Genomic DNA, 18,777 nt, shown 5'->3' on the forward strand with positions numbered 1-18,777 from the left:
GTGTTACAGGTGAAAATGCCCTGAACGCAGGCCGGACTAGACGGGCAAAGCGGTCAGGGCATTCTTTATTTAGTCATTACTTGTTCAGGCGGTGAGCAGCATGGTAAGTAGGGCCGACAAAGGAATTCAAAGGAAAGGAAGCCTTGATGGCGGCAGTAATGAATTCTTTAGCCTGTTTAACGGCAGCAGGCACAGACAGGCCCTTAGCGAGCCCGGCCGTGATGGCAGATCCGTAGGTGCAGCCTGCGCCATGGGTGTACGTCGTATTGATTTTCGGCGACTGTAAGACGGTAAATTCCTTGCCATCATACAGTACGTCCACAGCGTCGGCGGTATCCAGTTTAGCCCCGCCTTTTATTAATACATTTTTGGGGCCTAGTTTGTAGATTTCAGCTGCGGCGGCTTTCATATCCTCCAATGACCGAATAGAACCAATACCGCTTAACTGGGTGGCTTCAAAAACATTGGGAGTAATGATCGTAGCACGGGGAGCCAGTATTTCGCGAATACCAACTGTTGTTTCCGGGTGTAGTACTTCATCGGTTCCTTTGCAGGCCATAACGGGATCAATTACAACATTCTTAACTGCATATTGATCAAGCTTCTTGGCGACCAGTGAGATTACTTCGGTAGTTGCCAGCATACCAGTTTTCAATGCATCCACACCAATTCCGCCAAGTACGGTCTCCATTTGTGCTTCAAGTACCTCAAGTGGCAGTGGGTATATGTCATGGGACCAGTTATTATGCGGGTTTTGCGTTACGATGACAGTAATGGCTGTCATGCCATATACGCCTAGTTCCTGAAAGGTTTTTAAATCTGCCTGAAGTCCGGCGCCGCCACTAGTATCCGAACCGGCTACTGCCAGTGCTTTGAATATTGTCATAAATAAATCCCCCTTAATTTCCCATAGGTATCTCTTTACCAAAAATATAATTGTATTATAAAATAAAAATGGACCTTTTAAAATATACAGAATCGACAATGTGAATAGGTACAGTTAGGAGGGTGTTATGGAGTTAATCCAACTGGATGCTACTAGCGGAAACCCATTATATATGCAGCTTTATACCTACATTAAGCAGGCTATTGAACAAAACCAGTTAAGTGAAGGCGATAAGCTGCCATCCATCCGGGGGCTTGCAGCAAGTCTCTCTATCAGTAAAATAACTGTTGAAAAGGCCTATCAGCAATTAATGAGTGAGGGCTACATCTTAAATAGCAACAGATCTAGATATCTTGTAAATAAATTTGAAGTGATGACTATTAAACGCAGTGTTGTGCCCAGGCAAATTTGTGATACAAAGCAGCAATCGGAGAAGAACCAAAAAATTCTTTATGATTTTGCTAGCGGTGAGATGGATATTGGCGGTTTTGATTTTTCGCTTTGGAAACGCTATATCAACAAAGTATTGTTGGACAAGGAACGTCTTGTCGGTTATGGACATGTTCAGGGCGAGGCAGAATTACGTGTGGAAATTGCAAAATATATCCGTGATTCAAGAGGCGTCAACGCCCGGCAAGAGCAAATCATTATTGGTCCTGGGATACAGAGCCTGCTAAATACGCTGTGCAGCTTATTAAAATCTGAAGCCAATAGTATTGCCTTTGAAGATCCGGGATTCAAAAATGGCAGACGCATTTTTGCCAATTATGCCTTTACAATCAGGGCCATCCCAATGAAAAAAGATGGTATTGATATCAACCAGCTACTTCACAGCGGGGCAAAGCTTGCCTATGTAAGTCCATCGCATCAATTTCCAACCGGATATATCATGCCTGCGGGCAAAAGAGTGCAACTCTTAAATTGGGCAGAGCGTGTTAATGGCATTATTATTGAAGATGACTATGACAGTGAGTTTCGCTATTTTGGCCGCCCAATTCCGGCGCTGAAAGGGCTTGATAATGGGGAAGCGGTAGTTTATTTAGGGTCTTTATCCAAGGTAATACCACCGTCCATCCGGATTAGCTATATGGTATTGCCGGAAAAACTGCTGGTGGGATTTCAGCAAAACGCTGCTTTATACAATCAGGCTACGTCGACGCTTGAGCAGCTTGCACTGGCCCAATTTATGGCAGATGGCTGTTTGGAACGCCAGATACGCCGTCTGCGTAAATTGTATTATGGGAAAAAGGGTATGCTTGTTGATGCAGTCAAAGGTATTTTAGGCAACCATGTGGAAATTGAGGGAGCTGAATCAGGACTTTATATAATTCTTACTATAAAATCCAAACTGGAAGCTAAGCAACTAGTGACACAGGCGCTAGGCAAAGGCTGCCGTGTAGCCTCTGTCCAAGACTATTATTTGCAGAATACACCGGAAAACACCTCTCGTATTCTCCTATATTTCTCGAAAATTCCTGCCAATGAAATCGAAGCGGCAGTTAGGCGGCTTCGGGATGCGTGGTTTGGATGATGGTTATATATTTACAGAAAGGATGCTAGCATGGCGTATAAACTAGTCTGTATTGATGTTGATGGGACGCTATTGAATAGTAAGCATAAAATTACTAATAGAACTAAGGCGATACTAGGGCAGGCACATCAGCAGGGTATTCATATTGTGATAAGTACCGGGCGGATGTATACAGATGCCCAATATTTTTCTACTCTTATTGGTGTAAAGTCCCCAGTGATTGCATCCAACGGAGCTTTCATAAAAGAAAAAGATAACGACCAGGTTATTTTCAAGGATGTTCTTGGCCTGGAATTGTCGCTGCAACTACTGTCAGTATTTCAAAAACATCGCGTGAAGCCTTATTTTTGTACTCCTGATAAGTTTTATTATGGAAATGTGCTATTTAAGCTTTTTTATATTGCTACGAAACTGCTAGGGAAAAGAAACAATTCCATTGATATGGAATATATTTTTTCCTGGCAGCGGTGGCATGAGGTAGTGCATAAAGAACAGAGTAATATGGTAAAATGTGAGATTATCTACCGGGATATTGCTTTGGTTGATGAACTGCGGCAGGAATTACAGAATATTGAACAGTTAGCAATCGTTAATTCGTCCAAACACAATATTGAAATTAACCGCAAAGGGGTATCAAAGGGCAAAGCAGTAGCCATGTTGGCGGCGCATTATAATCTGAAGCGGGAAGAGATAATTACCATCGGTGATAGTGAAAATGATGTATCTATGATTGAATATGCCGGCTTGGGTATTGCGATGGAAAATGCGCTGGAGAGCGTAAAACAAAAAGCCGATTATATAACAGATTCTAATGATAATGAAGGCGTAGCGAACGCTATAAAGCGATTTGTTTTAGAAGATGGATTTTAGTTAATAAGTATATTTTGGCGAAGGAATCAGAGAATCTCTTTTATAAAAATGGTTAACTCTTTTCCGAGGTCAACTTCTTTAGCTTGGAGATACGGTTTATTAAATTTATTAAAGAATACTCGCACAACGGGGCGCGGACCTTTGTTTTTGCGAACATTAGATACCACACCTACTTCATTAGTAGAAAGCCGAACCAATGATCCCAAGGGATAGACGGCAAGATTATCACACAGGGCATTTACAATATTGGAATCAAAGAAAACGTCGCCAGTTCCATAGATAAACTCTATTGCCTGATAGTTTTGGTAGTTTTCTTGGCGAATGAGTCCATCATAACTTCCACAGACACTAACAATACTAGCTCCGATCGGAATATTCTCCCCGCGTAATTGATTGGGATATCCTGTGCCGTTCCAGTTCTCATGATGATGATGAATTATTTCACATATTTCTTCACGAAAATTTCTTTCTTTGGCAAGATAGTAGCCATAAGCGGGATGTTCTTTCCAGAGAGCTTCTTGTTGTTGATTTCGTTGGTTCATTCCTAGTAGGTGAGGCATTTCAAAACATCCGCAATCGTGGAGTAACGCAGCTGTCCCAATGACTTCCATATTCGCTTTGCCAAAGCCCATAATACCAGCGACTAACAAAGAAAGAGCACATGTACTAATTGCATGATGATAAAGCAGCTTACTGTTTATTATTCGCATTTCCATACTGATTTTTACTATTTCTGGTTGTTTCACAATGTGCAGTGCAACTTCTTTTGCCTTTTTGGCAATCTCAACCATTTTATCTGAAGTGTTAGCATCAGGCGTTCCTGGTGCATAAGTAGAAATCCTTTTCAGCAATATCTTCTTGAGTTCTTCAGCAATTGTTTCTTGGGGATTAATCATAAGAGTATAAGGTTCCGCAATCCATACATCAAAAATACTTCTTGCTTCAAGCGTAGCAATCATTGCATCAGAAAGGATTGTCCCTTCTTTTAACAGCATGGTATTGGATTCCGGACATCTAACTGTTTCTGCGAGAACCATTCCTGATTCAAGTGCTTTTACCTTTTTTTTTATCAAAATGCCAACATCCTTTCTGATTCTATTTAGAGCGCTTTCAGATTTGAGACAACTATAACTATAATCATACACCATAACATTTCAGGTTATGGTGTATTTTTCTAGAATTAACAAGATATTTACAATTGGATAGTTTACGACCAGTCAATTGTAAACTACTACAAAATAGTTATACCTTTAATAAAGGTATAACTATAATAATTGCCGCTACTATGTAAAATTAATAGAAAAATTACATTAACTTTACAACTAACCTGCTATTACTCTCTAAAATAGAGTAAGTACTACAAATTTAACCTACTATGGTAGGGATTGTGTGCAGGTGTTGTGTTGAATGAAATATTTATTTGAACCCGCAGTTCAATTGATGAATCGCTTGAAGTACGCCTATAAATTTAGTGTGATTGGAGTACTAATTGTATTGCAGGCAACTGCCCTAATCTACATGTTGGTATCAGAGCTCAATAAGAATATAGATTTTGCCCTGAGAGAACGAGTGGGTGTGAAATATGTCCAAGCGTTGATGCATGTATTTGATGAGGGGCTGGCGTATCGTAATATCCATTATGCGTATTTGAATGGTGACGGCTTGCTTGAGGGAGAAGTGCTGGCGCAACAGGCTAAAGTGGACGCAGCCTTAGCGGCGGTAGCTAAAATCGATAGCGACACCGCCGATCAAATGGATAGTACATGGAAATTGCAAATGCTGCAACAAAACTGGCTTACTCGTAAGCAGGATGCGCTACTGGTTGAAAGCGGACATGCGCGGGTAGCCTTTGACTTGAATAGTCGGTGGCTCAATGAAGTAACTGATTTGATGCAACATACAGGATATGCGTCGAATTTAGCGATGGATTCTGATTTCGATTCTTCCTACCTTGTGGATTCCGTGCTGCGTAGATTGCCCAGCTTGGAGGATACAGTAGGGGCGGCTCAGGGGTTAGCGATTGAGTTAGCCGATCCGGATCTTTCACCTGAAAGAAGAAATCATTTACTGCAAGTTGCGGGGCTGATGCGTTCCAATTTGCAGCAAGTCGATCATAATGCCAAGCTAGTCTTTCGCCATAATGAGGCTATCAATGGAAAACTAGGCTCATTATCTATTGCTCTTACCGATAGTGTGCCAATTTTTGCCTGGAATTTAGAGCAGAAAACAATAGGTCAGCAGGGGCTGCCTATTCCCCAACAACTATTGATGGCTACAGGCAATCAGTCCATCCAAAATGCAAGGGCTTTTCATAAGGAAGCTTTGCAGGTCATTGACGAGCTGCTTGTTTTGCGCATTGATAAATATTTGCAGTATAGAAATACTGTGATGCTATTTACGGGTGGTATTCTACTCATTGTTTGTTATCTGTTTTTAGGTTTTGATATGTCCGTGCGTAAAGGGGTCTATCAATTAGATCATGTAATGGTATGTGCTGGCAAAGGGGAATTAGATGTGCGGGGGAAGATATATTCTCGTGATGAGATGGGAGCTTTGACTGCCGCCATTAATAGCAATCTGGATGCGTTGCAGAAAATGTATGAAGAAGTGCAGCGCTCCCATGCCCAATTGGAAGTATGGAATCAAGAACTGGAGCAAAAAGTAGCGGAGCGGACGGTGGCGCTGCGTAACTTATTGGATTATGCAGGCCAAGGTTTTCTTTCTTTTGGCGAGGATCTCAAAGTGAGTAAGGAATATAGTGCAGAATGTAGAGCGATATTTGGGCGGAATATTGCTGGTGAATTAATTTCGACTTTACTATATCCGGAAGACCGTGATCAGCAGGTTTTTTTGGAAGCTGTATTTGGAAAAATAGTGAAAGAAAAAAATGAACTGTTGCGACAAACATATTCTTCCCTGCTGCCTGAAGAAATCATAGTAGGTGACAGCTATATTGGGATAGCATATAAAATGATTGAAAATGCCGGTGAATTATGCCAAGGCAACAAGATTATGCTCATTCTTACTGACCGGACGCTGCAGAAGGCCATGGAAGAGCGTGTGCATACGGAACGAGATATTTTGGCTATGATTGTACATGTAGTCACTCATTCCTCTGACTTTTTTGCCACAGTAAATCAGTATATTAGTTTTTGTCAGGAAGGCATGCCCGGGTTATTGCAGGAGAAAAAATCAGCTGGTGAGATATTAGCCGCGCTATTTCGTACGGTGCATACTTTCAAGGGTACATTTGGACAACTGCATATGAGAAATGTTATGGATAAATTGCACCATATGGAAGGCAGGCTCGATACCATTCGCGCCCATGAAATAGCCGATTTGGATGGGCCGCAGTTAGCAGAGAGGCTGAGTGGCTTTACGCCCGACAATATGCTTGCTTGGCTCAACGATGATTTGGAAGTATTGAAAGAAAAGCTGGGCGAGAACTTCTTTCAGCGGGAAAACGTGTTGGTCATTGATAATGCGCGCTTGTTGGAAATTGAAGAAAAAATCCAGAGTATGCTGTCAACCGGAGAACGCAGCTTATTGCTTTCTGATCTGCGACGGTTGCGTTATAAACCAATCAAGGACTTACTGGCGTCCTATCCACAATATGTATGCGGCCTGGCCGAGAGGAATGAAAAAGCCGTTCATCTCTTTGAAATTGAGGGGGGCGAGACGCTGGTTGACCCATTGCAGTATTATGATTTTATAAAATCCCTAGGTCATGTTTTCCGAAATTCCATCGTCCATGGGTTGGAAACTTTCGAGGAGAGACTGGAAGCTGGCAAGGACGAAATCGGCACTATTACTTGTTCGGTCAAAGAAGCCGAGACTGGTTTAACGCTGGTCATTTCTGATGATGGACAGGGGATGAATCCGATGCGTATCCGCGATATTGCGGTACAAAAGGAGATTTGTACTTTAGCAGCGGCGGAGTCTATGCAAGAGACAGACTGGATACAATTTATTTTTGCTGATGGTTTCTCTGGGGCCAAAGAGGTTGATGAGTTGGCGGGACGCGGGGTTGGACTCTCGGCTGTACGAGCCGAATTAGAAAAACTTCGCGGCTCAGTGTATGTGTCTAGCACCTGGGGGAAGGGTACACAATTTCACTTTTTCTTACCTTTTACTGAAATAGAGGAAAACGAACCCTGCACCATTCGGCAGTTAGCAAAACCACTGCTTAATGCGGCTGAGGATTGTCTGCAGAATAAGGCTGGTTTACCAGTAAAGCAGATTACTTATGCAGAAGGTGGCGGCGGTAAACTAAACTTGCGTAAGGTTTCTACCTTTCTCGGTGTGAAGGGCTTTCCGTCCGGGAAAATAGTTTTCAGTGCTGATCAACGGGTGGTACAATATTTGCTGGATAAAGAGTTTGCCCTAGTGGATATGGATGAGCCTCTTGATAGAAGGATGGAAAACGTCTTAGCACTGTATGCACAGGAAATTTTTCAACAGGCTGTGAAAACTCAGTCCAAGTGGCTTGGTATGATCACAGTCGAAACGCTGCTTAGCATTTTGGCTGAAAATGCTTCAGCCAAGTATTCTCAGGCCGAAACGCTGACCTGGGTACTGGATACGGAACTGGGAAAAATTACCTTGAGTTTGATATATTAGCAAATAAATAGTAAAAAAAGGAAGGGAAGAGTAAAATGGCACGAATTATGATTGTGGATGATGCCTTAATGATGAGGACAACATTAAGGCGGATACTTGAAAAAGCAGGACATGAGGTAGTTGGCGAAGTCATGAATGGAGAACAGGCTATTAGTAATTACTCTCAATGTAAGCCTGACATCGTAACAATGGATCTTACTATGCCGGGAATCGGCGGGATGGAAACTATTAAGCGTATTATGACTGATCATCCCAGTGCCAATATTATTGTTGTAAGTGCATTAGGGCAAAAGCATGTAGTTTTTGAGGCTTTGCAAAATGGGGCTCAAAACTACATCATAAAGCCCATCCAGGAAGAGAAAGTGCTGTCTGTGATTAAGTTAGTTTTAGAGCAAAAAGGTTTGGCGACAGCAAACTAATCGTCACTAGAGAAGGGATGGAAATGAATGTCTAATCAATATTTTTGGCAGTATTTGTTGCACAAAGGACTGCTTACCCATGTACAGTTGTGTGAGGTACTGAAGCAAGAACAGCCTGTTAAAGTAAAACTAGGTATTCTTGCTATGAATGCGGGGTTGATGAATGCAGCGCAAGTAGGAGAGATTCATAATTTACAGCGAGTGAAGGATCAAAAATTTGGGGTTCTGGCTGTCAGCCAAGGCTATCTTACCAATGAACAAGTGGAAGAGCTTTTGACTTCGCAAGGAGAAGATCATCTTTCGCTAATGCAGTCCATAGCAGATAAGGGCTACATGACATTTGCTGGCGTTGAAAAAGCCTTAGGGGATTTTCGCGAGGAATACAGCCTTACAGAAGATAACGACGAAGAAAGTAGAGTTATTAGGGATCTGGTAGATTTTTCTGCAGTTGGTGACAGAGCAGATGTTTTATACCTTTATGTAGGTTTGACTTTGCGGAATATTGTCAGATTTCTAAATGACACGCCGTATATTTTAACCCAGGCTGCTGAAAAATCTGCTACATACTTTGTTTCGCAACAGATTTTTGGTGATATAGCATTGGGGACAGGGTTACGAGTGGAGCAGCCAGTACTGTTGGAGTTGGCTGGCCGCTTTTATGGGGAATCATTTACTGCAGTAAATGAACTGGCATTAGACAGTGCAGGGGAATTTTTGAATGTACATAATGGCGTTTTCTGCAGTTCTTTATCTGATATGGGTCTGGTGGTTGATTTGAAGGCTCAATCGGTACAACTAGGCGATAGTTTTGACGGACAAAGCTTTCGTGTAAACATAGGTACTTCTTTCGGACAGATTGAGCTGATATTGTCAATATGAATGTCAAATTAAACAATTATTTATTGGGAAAAAGTACGCTACATTTAAAAGTAGAACCGAAAGAGATTCTAAAAGACTGCGGAAGAAACGAGAACCAGCCTTAGCATAAATAAGGCTAGTTCTCGTTTTGTCAATAGTAACCTCTTTCATTTTTTTCTTTAACTCTTAGATTCAAGCAGTAATTCCGTCCATTTTCTAATAAGCCAAACAAGATGGATTGCGATATAATCAGTTCTTTTGGTACATAATAACTATACTGAATAGTATAAAGAAAAAAACGCTTGCGTAAGAGCAGCAGGGTCTTGCCTTTAGCCAAAAAAATAGGTAAATCGGCCAAATGGATTTGTAGTACATTTTTAAGAATTGAGTGGTCTGAGTGAAGCTGTATGACTGGCTTTTTACTGGAATTAGCGGTATTATAGATATAGGTACTATCTGCAACTATTGCCAATATGCCAATAGTAAAGGGGATGATTGTATGATAAAATCTGCAGCTACTCCGGGTGTTAATTTAGAAGAAATATTGAATGCCGTTACCCATGGTGTGGGAAGTTTGCTGGCGCTTATTGGACTTGGTGCTCTTATGGCGGCAGCGTATATCGACGGCAGCGTTTGGCATGTGGTAAGCTTTAGCATTTATGGTATTTCTTTGGTGCTGTTATATGTTGCATCAACGCTATATCATAGTTTTACTAATGAAAAACTCAAGTGCATTTTCAAATTCCTGGATCACTCGGCTATTTATGTACTTATTGCCGGCAACTATACACCGTTCACATTGATTCCCCTGCATGGCACAATGGGATGGACAATTTTCAGTGTAATCTGGGGATTAGCCATAGCGGGAATTATTTTTCAAGTTTTTTTTGTCAAACGGTTCAAGATCTTTGCAACTTTATGCTATCTTTTTATGGGCTGGCTCGCGGTTGTAATGATAAAACCTTTATTGGCTACAGTGCCGCTGGAAGGTATATACTGGTTAATAGGCGGGGGACTTTTTTATACTGTGGGTGCGATATTTTATTTAGCCCAAAAGATTCCCTACAATCATGCGATTTGGCATTTATTTGTTCTTGCAGGCAGCATTGCCCACTTTGTTGCGGTGTTGAAATACATTTTACCTATTCCGGTGATGGGTTAACAGTTTCTAGCAGTCTTTAATTTGAATAGTCCTGTATTACATTTTTGACAAAAATGACGATATATAGTATAAGGATATTCGGATAAAGGGAGGGCGTTTTTATGGCTATTAACCCTGTTTCAACAGCAGCGCAAGGTGGGATAACTAAAGAAGCAAATGTTGCCAGTGTGGCTACAGATGTGCCTGCTGCTGCCACTAATACAGAACAAACAATAGTAGCAAGTGAAGCCGCAGTGTATGAAAAGTCAGACCAAACAGCTGCCAATACTAAAGCTACCTCTACCTATACTAAGGATACAGTTACCCTGAGTGAGATTACCAAGCAAGTGGAAGCGAAATTGGCTACTCTGCGAGCAACAGTAGAAAGCCTTTTTTCTACGCAGAGTGTAAAAAAAGGTGAAGCACAGGGATTAAGTTATGATCAAATTATGGAAAAATATGATGGAAAGCTGAAAGAGTTTTATCAAAACCTGGAAGTTGATGAAGATACTCGCTTAACTGCACAGCAAGAGGTTTCTGAAGACGGTTTTTGGGGTGTTAAGCAGACGTCGGAACGGGCCATAAAATTTGCAAAAGCCCTTTCGGGTGGCGACCCTTCCAAGCTTGAATTAATTAAGGGCGCCATTGAAGAAGGCTATAAAGCAGCCGAAAAAGCCTGGGGCGGTGAATTGCCGGAAATTTGCCGGCAAACGCAAGCAGCAACCCTGAAAGGCCTTGACGACTGGGCTGCCGAAACAAAGCAATCTGAGCAAACAGCCTAAACCGAACTCTAAGTGGATACAAAATAACAAAGAGAGTCATAATTCGTTGTGCGACGAATTATGACTCTCTTTTTAGTTAGTGTCTTTGGTCACAGCTAGTCTGCCCTTTCTTCCTGCAGTTTTTTCAAGGTTTTTAAGTAGGCTCCATCCTGGGGAGTGGTCCTGGGGACAATCGGGTTGGTGCGGCTTTTATTTAGCTTTTTTCCACGCATAATCACACCTCCTGGTTTAGTATTGTGTTGGAGTGAGATTGCTAATGCATTTATTTTTTTGGTACTATATTTATGAACTTTTAATAAATAGTATAAGAAGCCTAAAATAATCAATGACGAAAACATAAGGGGTGAAGAGAATGGCAGAGCATTCTTTCGCAACGGGGATTTTGTTAGGATTATTGACAGGGTGTGTAGTGGCAGGTTATATATTTTTACATTTTTTTGAGAAAAAGAACTCATAAGAGCCGACAAGGCTCTTTTTTCATCCGGATGAAAGGTTATCATTTAGCAACGCAAAGCAAGCTTGCCAAATGGTATAGGATTTGGCAGGAGTTTTGTATGGTATATGGGAAATAGTATAAAGGAGAAAATAGGGTCAGATGACTTGTAAACAAGAATTACTTAGAAATATTGAGGTAGCAATTATGGTTAAAGAAAAAAAACATGTAATCGTTGTGGGCGGCGGTGCCGCCGGGATGCTGGCGGCTATTTCAGCAAGCAGGCAGGGTGCTGCTGTGACAATTCTGGAGCGAAATCCCCGCATCGGAAAGAAACTATTGACTACTGGAAATGGCCGGTGTAATTTTACTAACATTTATGCCGATAGTACCTATTATCAAGGGACCAACCCCAATTTTTCCTGCAGTCCATTAGCTAAATTTAGCATTCCCGAGACAATTTCTTTTTTTGAAGAATTAGGGATAGCCCACAAAGTTGAGGATGCCGGCAAGGTGTTCCCGATGTCTGATCAGGCTTCAAGTGTCTTAGATGTATTGCGATATGAACTCAATGAAATAGGTGTTACCGTTATCTGTGACGCCTATGTGAAAGCAATAAGGCAGTCAAAGAATATATTTACAGTTGAACTGGAAAATGGCTCAACCTTTCAAACAGACAGAGTTGTCCTCGCTGCCGGGGGAAAGGCTATGCCCGCTACCGGTTCAGATGGTAATGGCTTTGTATTGGCACAGAAGCTGGGGCACACGATCATGGATGTCTTTCCGGGTCTTGTTCAACTAAAACTCGAAGGACCTTTTTTTAAACAAATTGATGGGGTTAAATTTGTCGGGACTGCTGAAATTTTACATAAGGGCAAGTCAGTAGCCAAAGAGCTAGGAGATATTTTATTTGGCAATTATGGGGTTTCGGGTCCGCCTATTTTACAAATTAGCCGAAGCGCCGCACAACTGCTACAGGAGAAAAAAGAGGTTCAATTAAAGCTTACTATTATGGACATGATGTCTAAAGAAAACCTCAGAGCACTTGTGACAAAACGTTTTGCCAAGAGGTCCGGCAAGACGGTTGAGTTTAGTCTGGTCGGTCTGATAAATAAAAGACTCATCCCCGTTTTATTGAAAGAAGCAGGCATTAGGGATATAAAGCAGCCTGCTGCTAATCTGTCTATCCAAGAGCAGGAAAAAATTATTGCGATCTTGACTGATTGGAGATTCAAGATAACCGGAACAAAAAGCTGGCCTAGTGCACAAGTAACAGCAGGTGGTGTTGCTACCAACGAAATCAACCCGTCCACCATGGAATCAAGCCTGGTAAGCGGTCTATTTTTTGCCGGTGAAATGATTGATATCGATGGGCAGTGCGGGGGATTCAATCTTCAATGGGCATGGTCCTCAGGATTTGTTGCCGGACAGAGTGCGGCTTTTTGAGAATGGTAAACAAAACTGGTATTTTCTCCATGGGAACAGGCAGGATTTTTGTATTTTTATGGGAATATAAAATGGTGTTGGCTAGTTCATAGGGTAACTTCAATGCCAATTCATGGAGGTGAATTGGCGGGTAAAAAAAGGAGATGGCACATTCGGATGAAAAAAATTACCTGTTTTCCCTTGTTGATTATGTTTTTGCTTCTGACTCTTGCTGTTCCCGTTTTAGCATCGCCGGCAGTAACTTCAGTGACTGCCGATACGGCCCAGAAAATGCTCATAGACGGTAATAACCGCTTTATCCTGGAGAACTATTCCAAACAGCCAATTGGCAAAGTAAGGCGGGCGGAGTTAACAAAAGGTCAGGTACCCTTTGCTGTAATTGTTAGCTGTTCTGATTCGCGTGTACCGCCAGAACTTATTTTTGATCAAGGTCTTGGTGATATATTTGTCATTCGTGTAGCTGGCAATGTTCTCGGACCTATTGAACTAGGCAGTGTAGAATACGCAGTAGAGCATCTGGGTGCTAAACTCGTAGTTGTCCTTGGTCATGAGCAATGCGGTGCTGTAAAAGCTACTATTGATGGCGGTGATGTACCACCTAACATCCAGGCAATTGCAGCTAAAATTCAACCTGCCGTGACTGCGGCCAGGGATTCACACGCTAAAAATATTTACGAAGCCACTTCCCAAGCGAATATTATCAATATGGTAGCCGTTTTAAAAGCCGATACCATCCTTACTCACATTCACGGAGTAGAAATCATAGGTGCTAAGTATAAGCTTGCTTCTGGCGAGGTGGAATTTCTCCAATAGTCGCAAATTCTGAGCCACAGTTCTTAAAGTAAGAAGATAACAGATGGACTTATAGCCAATTAGTTCAAATTTTTTATTTTAGTTGAATGTTATTATGAACTGCCGGGAATGCTATGGGAAACTAGAGGAGGCAGATATATGACATTACAACTGAGTCCAAAAGAAAAACAGTTACTACAAGATCAACAGGCCCATGAGAAAGTTTGTATTCAAAAGTATCAGAATAATGCGCAGCAGGCCAGCGATCCCCAGTTAAAACAATTATTTCAATCCTACGCCCAGCAGGAACAGCAGCATTTGAATACACTAACCTCAATTTTAAACGGCCAGGTGCCGAGTATGAGTCAGGGACAACAGAGCCAGCAGGCACAGCAATCCCAACTAACTCAGCAAAGTAGCACTCAGGCAACGTCGGCAGCAGCTTCATCATCAGCCAGTCAAGCTGACGCAATGCTTTGTAGCGACATGTTAATGACGGAAAAATTTGTTTCAGGTGCTTATGACTCGGCCATTTTTGAATCCTCGGATTCCAGCGTACGGCAAGCTTTAAACCATATTCAAAAGGAAGAGCAAGAGCACGGCGAGGGAATTTACAATTATATGAGCAGCAACGGTATGTATAGCAGTTAAATAAGCTGACGTAGTATTCAACCAATTAACAATCATATAGTGATACAAAATCCTACCGAATTTATATGAATTTGGTAGGATTTTTGTAATTTTACAGGATTTTTATAGATTTTTATATTTTAAACAATTAGTAAATATTATATGTATATAATTATACTATTCATTGAATATGGATAGCGCCATATCAATTGCTGCGTTTGACGGGATTTAGTTAATAAAGGGAGAATAAAATTTGTGCAATCTGTAATTCAATATATTACTGCAGAAGTGTTACATGTAAAGAAACTATTGAATAATCTCATGGAGTACTCGGATATTATTCGCTGGAACTACTCAAAGATAATAATGTCGGGGGCAGGTGACTATGAATGGGCCGAATTGAATGATAATGGACGAAAGATACAAGAGCAGTTGCTTAATGATTATAAATGCTTTATAAATTTGTTTCGATTTTTGTCAACAGGTTTGCCGGACAGGCAACAAAATGTTTTGGATACATCTGTTCAAAAAGTCTTTAACATCATTGAACAGAACGGCTTTCTTTTTAAGATGAACAAAGAAGAGGAATTTAATAGTGCAATGAAGGCTATTGATCTACAATTACGTTTAATAGCTGCATCATATGAAGTAACAGATGAATACTGTTTACTAATTCCCGATAGTAGTGCTTTGGTTGCTAATCCGGAGATCGAAAAGTGGAATTTCGAGGAGATAGACAGATTTAAAATAGTATTATTGCCAATAGTAGCAAATGAACTCAATAAAGTCACTACAAAGAATGAGCAAATGCAAAACAAGATTAAAAGCAAAATTTTAGATTATGCGAAACTTGGCAATATTTTTGAGGGAGTAAAAATTAATAAGCAAAATATCATTAAATTTGCCGGTAATTTGCAAAAAACAGAGTATCCACTTGCATGGCTCGACATAAATAATAATTATGATCAGGTAATTGTATCATATTTTGAAATGGTAAGGGCAAATCCGCACACACAAGTAATCCTTATAACAGGTAATCCAATTTTACAGGCAAAGGCACTCTTAGCAAATGTAGTCCATATTGAACCACCGGCTCCTACACCGGCTCTTATAATTGATAGAAAACCAGATGTTGAACCACTCAATACTATGCCAGCAAATAGTAAACCAGCAACAAAGGTTATACCCAAAAATAGTGAATTAGATAATAAGCCAGTAAAGGTTACGGTACCGCCTATAATAAACCCGACAGGTATTAGACCAACGCCTAAGCCCAAAGCGCCTAAACCAAAGCCGCCTAAACCAAGAATTAAATCAAAACCTATTTTAGATATTATTAAACCCAAAGGGTAATAGCAGTGGTAAGTACTCGGAAAATCCGGCGGAGAGTGAAACCGGTTTGATTGAGTGAATAAAATTGGTCCTGGCACTGAAAAAGGAGCTACAATTCTTTCAAAGAGTTGTAGCTCCTTTTTCATTTAGAACACATCGCCTGTATCAGGATTGGATATATTGTCCTCATTTGACACAATATTGTATATTTTTTTGAAATCACCCCATGATTTTGCAGGAAATTGGCTTCTGTTATGTTGAAATAAAGGACGGATATCCCTAAGAAGAGCCCCACTTCTTAGGTGGGGGAAGTACGTCACTTCTATTGATTTTAATATATATATTCTTTGTCTATCCAATTATTGGTATTGCAAGTTTATATAGTGAAGGGGAGGTACAAACTTGAGGATAAATATGAAGTTTACATTAGCAGTATGCTTATGTCTTGCTGTGTTTTGTAGTTTGTTTTTTTTAAAGCTTCCCGTAAAAGCAGAAAGGATCAAGAAAAACATTTTAATTATTAATTCATACCATAAAGGGTATAGTTGGACAGATGGGGAGAATGAGGGACTTCGAGAGGCTTTTAGTAATGAAGATCATGTGACATTGTTTGTGGAATATATGGACTGGAAGCGTTATGCTGATCAAAATAATTTAAACCGTCTGTATGATTATTATAAATCTAAATATGCCAATGAAAAAATTGATATAATCATCACAACAGATGACGCGGCATTAAGCTTTGCGTTAACGCACAGAAAAGAAATTTTTTCTGATGCACCTGTCGTGTTTTGTGGTGTGGTCAAAGAATCAGCAGACAAATTAGTAACAGGTGTTAGCAATGTGACGGGGGTTTATGAAGCAACCGACCCAAAAGGTACTATTAGAGCGGCTCAAAGGATCGTACCTGGCATGAAGGATGTATATATCATCCACGATAAAATGGAAACAGGAATCGCTTTTGGCAAATTAGTGCACGAGGCGTGCTCTTCTCTGGATAGCAATATTATACAACATGACTTAAGTGAATATTCATTCGATACTATCTGTAGAATAGTATCTGGCTTAGATACACAACGCAGTATAGTAATTTTAGATGCATATAATGTGGATGCAGCAGGCCGCCGGCTTACTATGGGAGATTATACAAATCTTATTGAAGGTAGCTCAGCGCCTGTTTTTACTACTGCCGAATTATTAATGGGAAAAGGATGTATTGGTGGCAGTTTGCTCAGTCCAAAGTTACATGGTTCAGTGGCGGGTGGGGTAGTAAAAAGAATTTTGAACGGTGAAAATATTAATTTGATACCTATTATTGATGAAAAGTCTGTTTATTTTTCTTTGGATAATAATGTATTGAAAAGGTTTGCTATACCTCTTGACCGTCTACCGCCAGACAGTAAAATTATCAATAAACCATTTTCATTTTACGAAGCATATAAATCTCGGATTTACCTGCTTCTTGCAGTATTCACGACGCTTCTGGTGCTAATTGGGTATCTTGTTATGAATATAAAATTAAGACGGAAAGTGGAAGCAACACTGAGAGAAAATAATGAAGAGCTTACTGCTCTTTACGAAGAAATAGCGGCATCAGATGAAACATTGCGACGAAATTTTGGCGAATTGATAGAACAGCAACAGCAAATCAATAAGCTTGCCTATTATGATGCGGTTACAGGTCTTCCCAATCGAGTATTATTTCAGGATAAAGTAAACGATCTAATTGAAACTAGTGAGGAGTATCACAAGAGGTTTGTATTGTTTTTTATTGATTTGGATAATTTTAAAATGGTTAATGACTCTTTTGGTCATTCAATGGGTGACAAGCTTTTATTGGCTGTGGGTAAACGCTTATATGAAATGGAACAGGACAACTGTATGGCATTTAGGATCGGTGGCGATGAGTTCATTCTGATGTGTCAGCATACTGAAACCAGAGTACAAGCGGAGGAAGTTGCCCAAAAAATTCTGCAATTACTGTCAGAACCTTACGATGTTGAAAACAATTTATTTCATGTTAGTGCAAGCATCGGGATCGTATTTTATACTGAAAATGGCAGTAACTATGATGAACTTCTAAAAAATGTAGATAATGCCATGTATCACTCCAAAGAAACAGGGAAAGGCACCTATACATTCTATAATATGGCAATGGGAGATGCGGTTCTCGAAAAAATTAAATTACAGAATGATATGCATAATGCGATTGAACATAATGAATTTATTTTGTATTATCAACCGTTACTTGATGTTCAGTCAGTGGGTATCAAGGGAGTGGAAGCCTTGATACGCTGGAAACACCCGGTAAAAGGCTTTATTACACCAGACCAGTTTATCGGCATAGCTGAGGAGTCTGGCAAAATGATTAAAATTGGAACATGGGTTATGGAAACCGCATGTAGGTTTGCAAAAGAACTTTATGAGCAAGGGTGTAGAGATTTTCATATCTCAGTCAATGTTTCCGCGGTACAACTTCTACAGAAAAACTTTGTTGCGTTGTTATCTGATATACTGGAAAAAACAGACCTTCCGCCCAATTATCTGATGATAGAGCTCACAGAATCAATACTAATTGAGTCTTTTGATCAAGTTATACAAACATTATTGCAAGTCAGAAGCAGGAAAATAAAAATAGCGCTGGATGATTTCGGGTGCGGATATTCGTCACTCACGTATCTGAGACAATTACCGATTGATGTATTAAAGATTGATAAAACATTTGTTGCCGATATTTTAAATGGTGATGGCAAGGACTGCATAACAGGCTCTATTATAATGCTTGCACAGCAGATGGGGCTCCATGTTATTGCCGAGGGTGTTGAAAGAAATGAACAACTCGAATATCTAAGACACTATAAGTGCGACCAATTTCAAGGGTATTTAGTAAGCAAACCAGTACCGCAAGAAGAAATTATGAAATTTTTTTCCCGGCAATCCTAGTCAGGCAGGTAGTGGAGGCTGTTGCTGCCATATTCAGTAGAGAAAACAGTTAGCAATGTGCAAAATCCTACCATATAGATATCACTATGGTAGG

15 protein-coding genes are annotated in these 18,777 nt (G+C 40.4%); 12 read left to right on the forward strand and 3 right to left on the reverse strand.

The features are described 5' to 3' along the window. Positions 1–76 precede the first annotated feature (76 nt). Positions 77–886 carry a pyridoxine/pyridoxal/pyridoxamine kinase gene (pdxK, locus tag SALPA_RS17805; RefSeq protein WP_145097004.1) on the reverse strand — a complete coding sequence of 270 codons (810 nt, stop codon included), beginning with the start codon at positions 884–886 and terminating at the stop codon, positions 77–79. A 127-nt stretch (positions 887–1,013) separates the two neighbouring features. Here pdxK and SALPA_RS17810 point away from each other — a divergent pair, with 127 nt between their 5' ends. Beyond that, the gene (locus SALPA_RS17810; RefSeq protein WP_145097007.1) at positions 1,014–2,417 is read left to right on the forward strand and encodes a PLP-dependent aminotransferase family protein; all 1,404 of its coding nucleotides are present in this window, start codon (positions 1,014–1,016) and stop codon (positions 2,415–2,417) included. 30 nt (positions 2,418–2,447) lie between these two features. Continuing rightward, complete coding sequence (locus SALPA_RS17815) at positions 2,448–3,287, forward strand: Cof-type HAD-IIB family hydrolase (RefSeq protein ID WP_145097010.1); 840 nt, start codon at positions 2,448–2,450, stop codon at positions 3,285–3,287. A 26-nt stretch (positions 3,288–3,313) separates the two neighbouring features. On the opposite strand, the gene SALPA_RS17820 is transcribed toward SALPA_RS17815, so the two are convergent. Then, positions 3,314–4,360, reverse strand: coding sequence for an HD-GYP domain-containing protein (locus SALPA_RS17820; RefSeq protein ID WP_186451119.1), 1,047 nt, complete (start codon positions 4,358–4,360; stop codon positions 3,314–3,316). A gap of 334 nt (positions 4,361–4,694) precedes the next feature. Here SALPA_RS17820 and SALPA_RS17825 point away from each other — a divergent pair, with 334 nt between their 5' ends. The 5 genes from SALPA_RS17825 to SALPA_RS17845 all read left to right on the forward strand — a co-directional run bounded on the left by SALPA_RS17825 (position 4,695) and on the right by SALPA_RS17845 (position 11,107). Further along, entirely contained in the window at positions 4,695–7,907 is a 3,213-nt protein-coding gene (locus tag SALPA_RS17825; RefSeq protein WP_145097015.1) for an ATP-binding protein, read from the forward strand. Positions 7,908–7,942: 35 nt separating this feature from the next. After that, positions 7,943–8,326, forward strand: a complete 384-nt coding sequence (locus SALPA_RS17830; protein ID WP_145097018.1) for a response regulator — start codon at positions 7,943–7,945, stop codon at positions 8,324–8,326. Between the two features lie 27 nt (positions 8,327–8,353). Further along, positions 8,354–9,205, forward strand: a complete 852-nt coding sequence (locus SALPA_RS17835) for a hypothetical protein (RefSeq protein WP_145097021.1) — start codon at positions 8,354–8,356, stop codon at positions 9,203–9,205. A gap of 478 nt (positions 9,206–9,683) precedes the next feature. After that, positions 9,684–10,346 carry a hemolysin III family protein gene (locus tag SALPA_RS17840; RefSeq protein WP_145097024.1) on the forward strand — a complete coding sequence of 221 codons (663 nt, stop codon included), beginning with the start codon at positions 9,684–9,686 and terminating at the stop codon, positions 10,344–10,346. Positions 10,347–10,447: 101 nt separating this feature from the next. Beyond that, entirely contained in the window at positions 10,448–11,107 is a 660-nt protein-coding gene (locus SALPA_RS17845; protein WP_145097027.1) for a hypothetical protein, read from the forward strand. Between the two features lie 95 nt (positions 11,108–11,202). Here the strand turns inward: SALPA_RS17845 and SALPA_RS30505 are convergent, their stop codons facing one another. Then, a complete protein-coding gene (locus tag SALPA_RS30505; RefSeq protein ID WP_222428035.1) occupies positions 11,203–11,607 on the reverse strand; it encodes a hypothetical protein in 405 nt (134 codons plus the stop codon). Positions 11,608–11,702: 95 nt separating this feature from the next. Here SALPA_RS30505 and SALPA_RS17850 point away from each other — a divergent pair, with 95 nt between their 5' ends. The 5 genes from SALPA_RS17850 to SALPA_RS17870 all read left to right on the forward strand — a co-directional run bounded on the left by SALPA_RS17850 (position 11,703) and on the right by SALPA_RS17870 (position 18,683). Next, the gene (locus SALPA_RS17850) at positions 11,703–12,986 is read left to right on the forward strand and encodes an NAD(P)/FAD-dependent oxidoreductase (RefSeq protein ID WP_222428036.1); all 1,284 of its coding nucleotides are present in this window, start codon (positions 11,703–11,705) and stop codon (positions 12,984–12,986) included. A gap of 156 nt (positions 12,987–13,142) precedes the next feature. Next, positions 13,143–13,799: a carbonic anhydrase gene (locus SALPA_RS17855; protein ID WP_145097041.1), complete on the forward strand. Its 657-nt coding sequence runs from the start codon at positions 13,143–13,145 to the stop codon at positions 13,797–13,799. A gap of 138 nt (positions 13,800–13,937) precedes the next feature. Further along, the gene (locus tag SALPA_RS17860) at positions 13,938–14,429 is read left to right on the forward strand and encodes a spore coat protein (RefSeq protein WP_145097043.1); all 492 of its coding nucleotides are present in this window, start codon (positions 13,938–13,940) and stop codon (positions 14,427–14,429) included. Between the two features lie 234 nt (positions 14,430–14,663). Continuing rightward, positions 14,664–15,761 carry a hypothetical protein gene (locus SALPA_RS17865; protein ID WP_145097045.1) on the forward strand — a complete coding sequence of 366 codons (1,098 nt, stop codon included), beginning with the start codon at positions 14,664–14,666 and terminating at the stop codon, positions 15,759–15,761. Positions 15,762–16,142: 381 nt separating this feature from the next. Next, a complete protein-coding gene (locus SALPA_RS17870) occupies positions 16,143–18,683 on the forward strand; it encodes an ABC transporter substrate binding protein (protein WP_145097046.1) in 2,541 nt (846 codons plus the stop codon). Positions 18,684–18,777 lie beyond the last annotated feature (94 nt).

The organism is Sporomusa sp. KB1 (assembly GCF_007830295.1).
In the GTDB taxonomy this organism is placed as follows: Bacteria; Bacillota; Negativicutes; order Sporomusales; family Sporomusaceae; genus Sporomusa.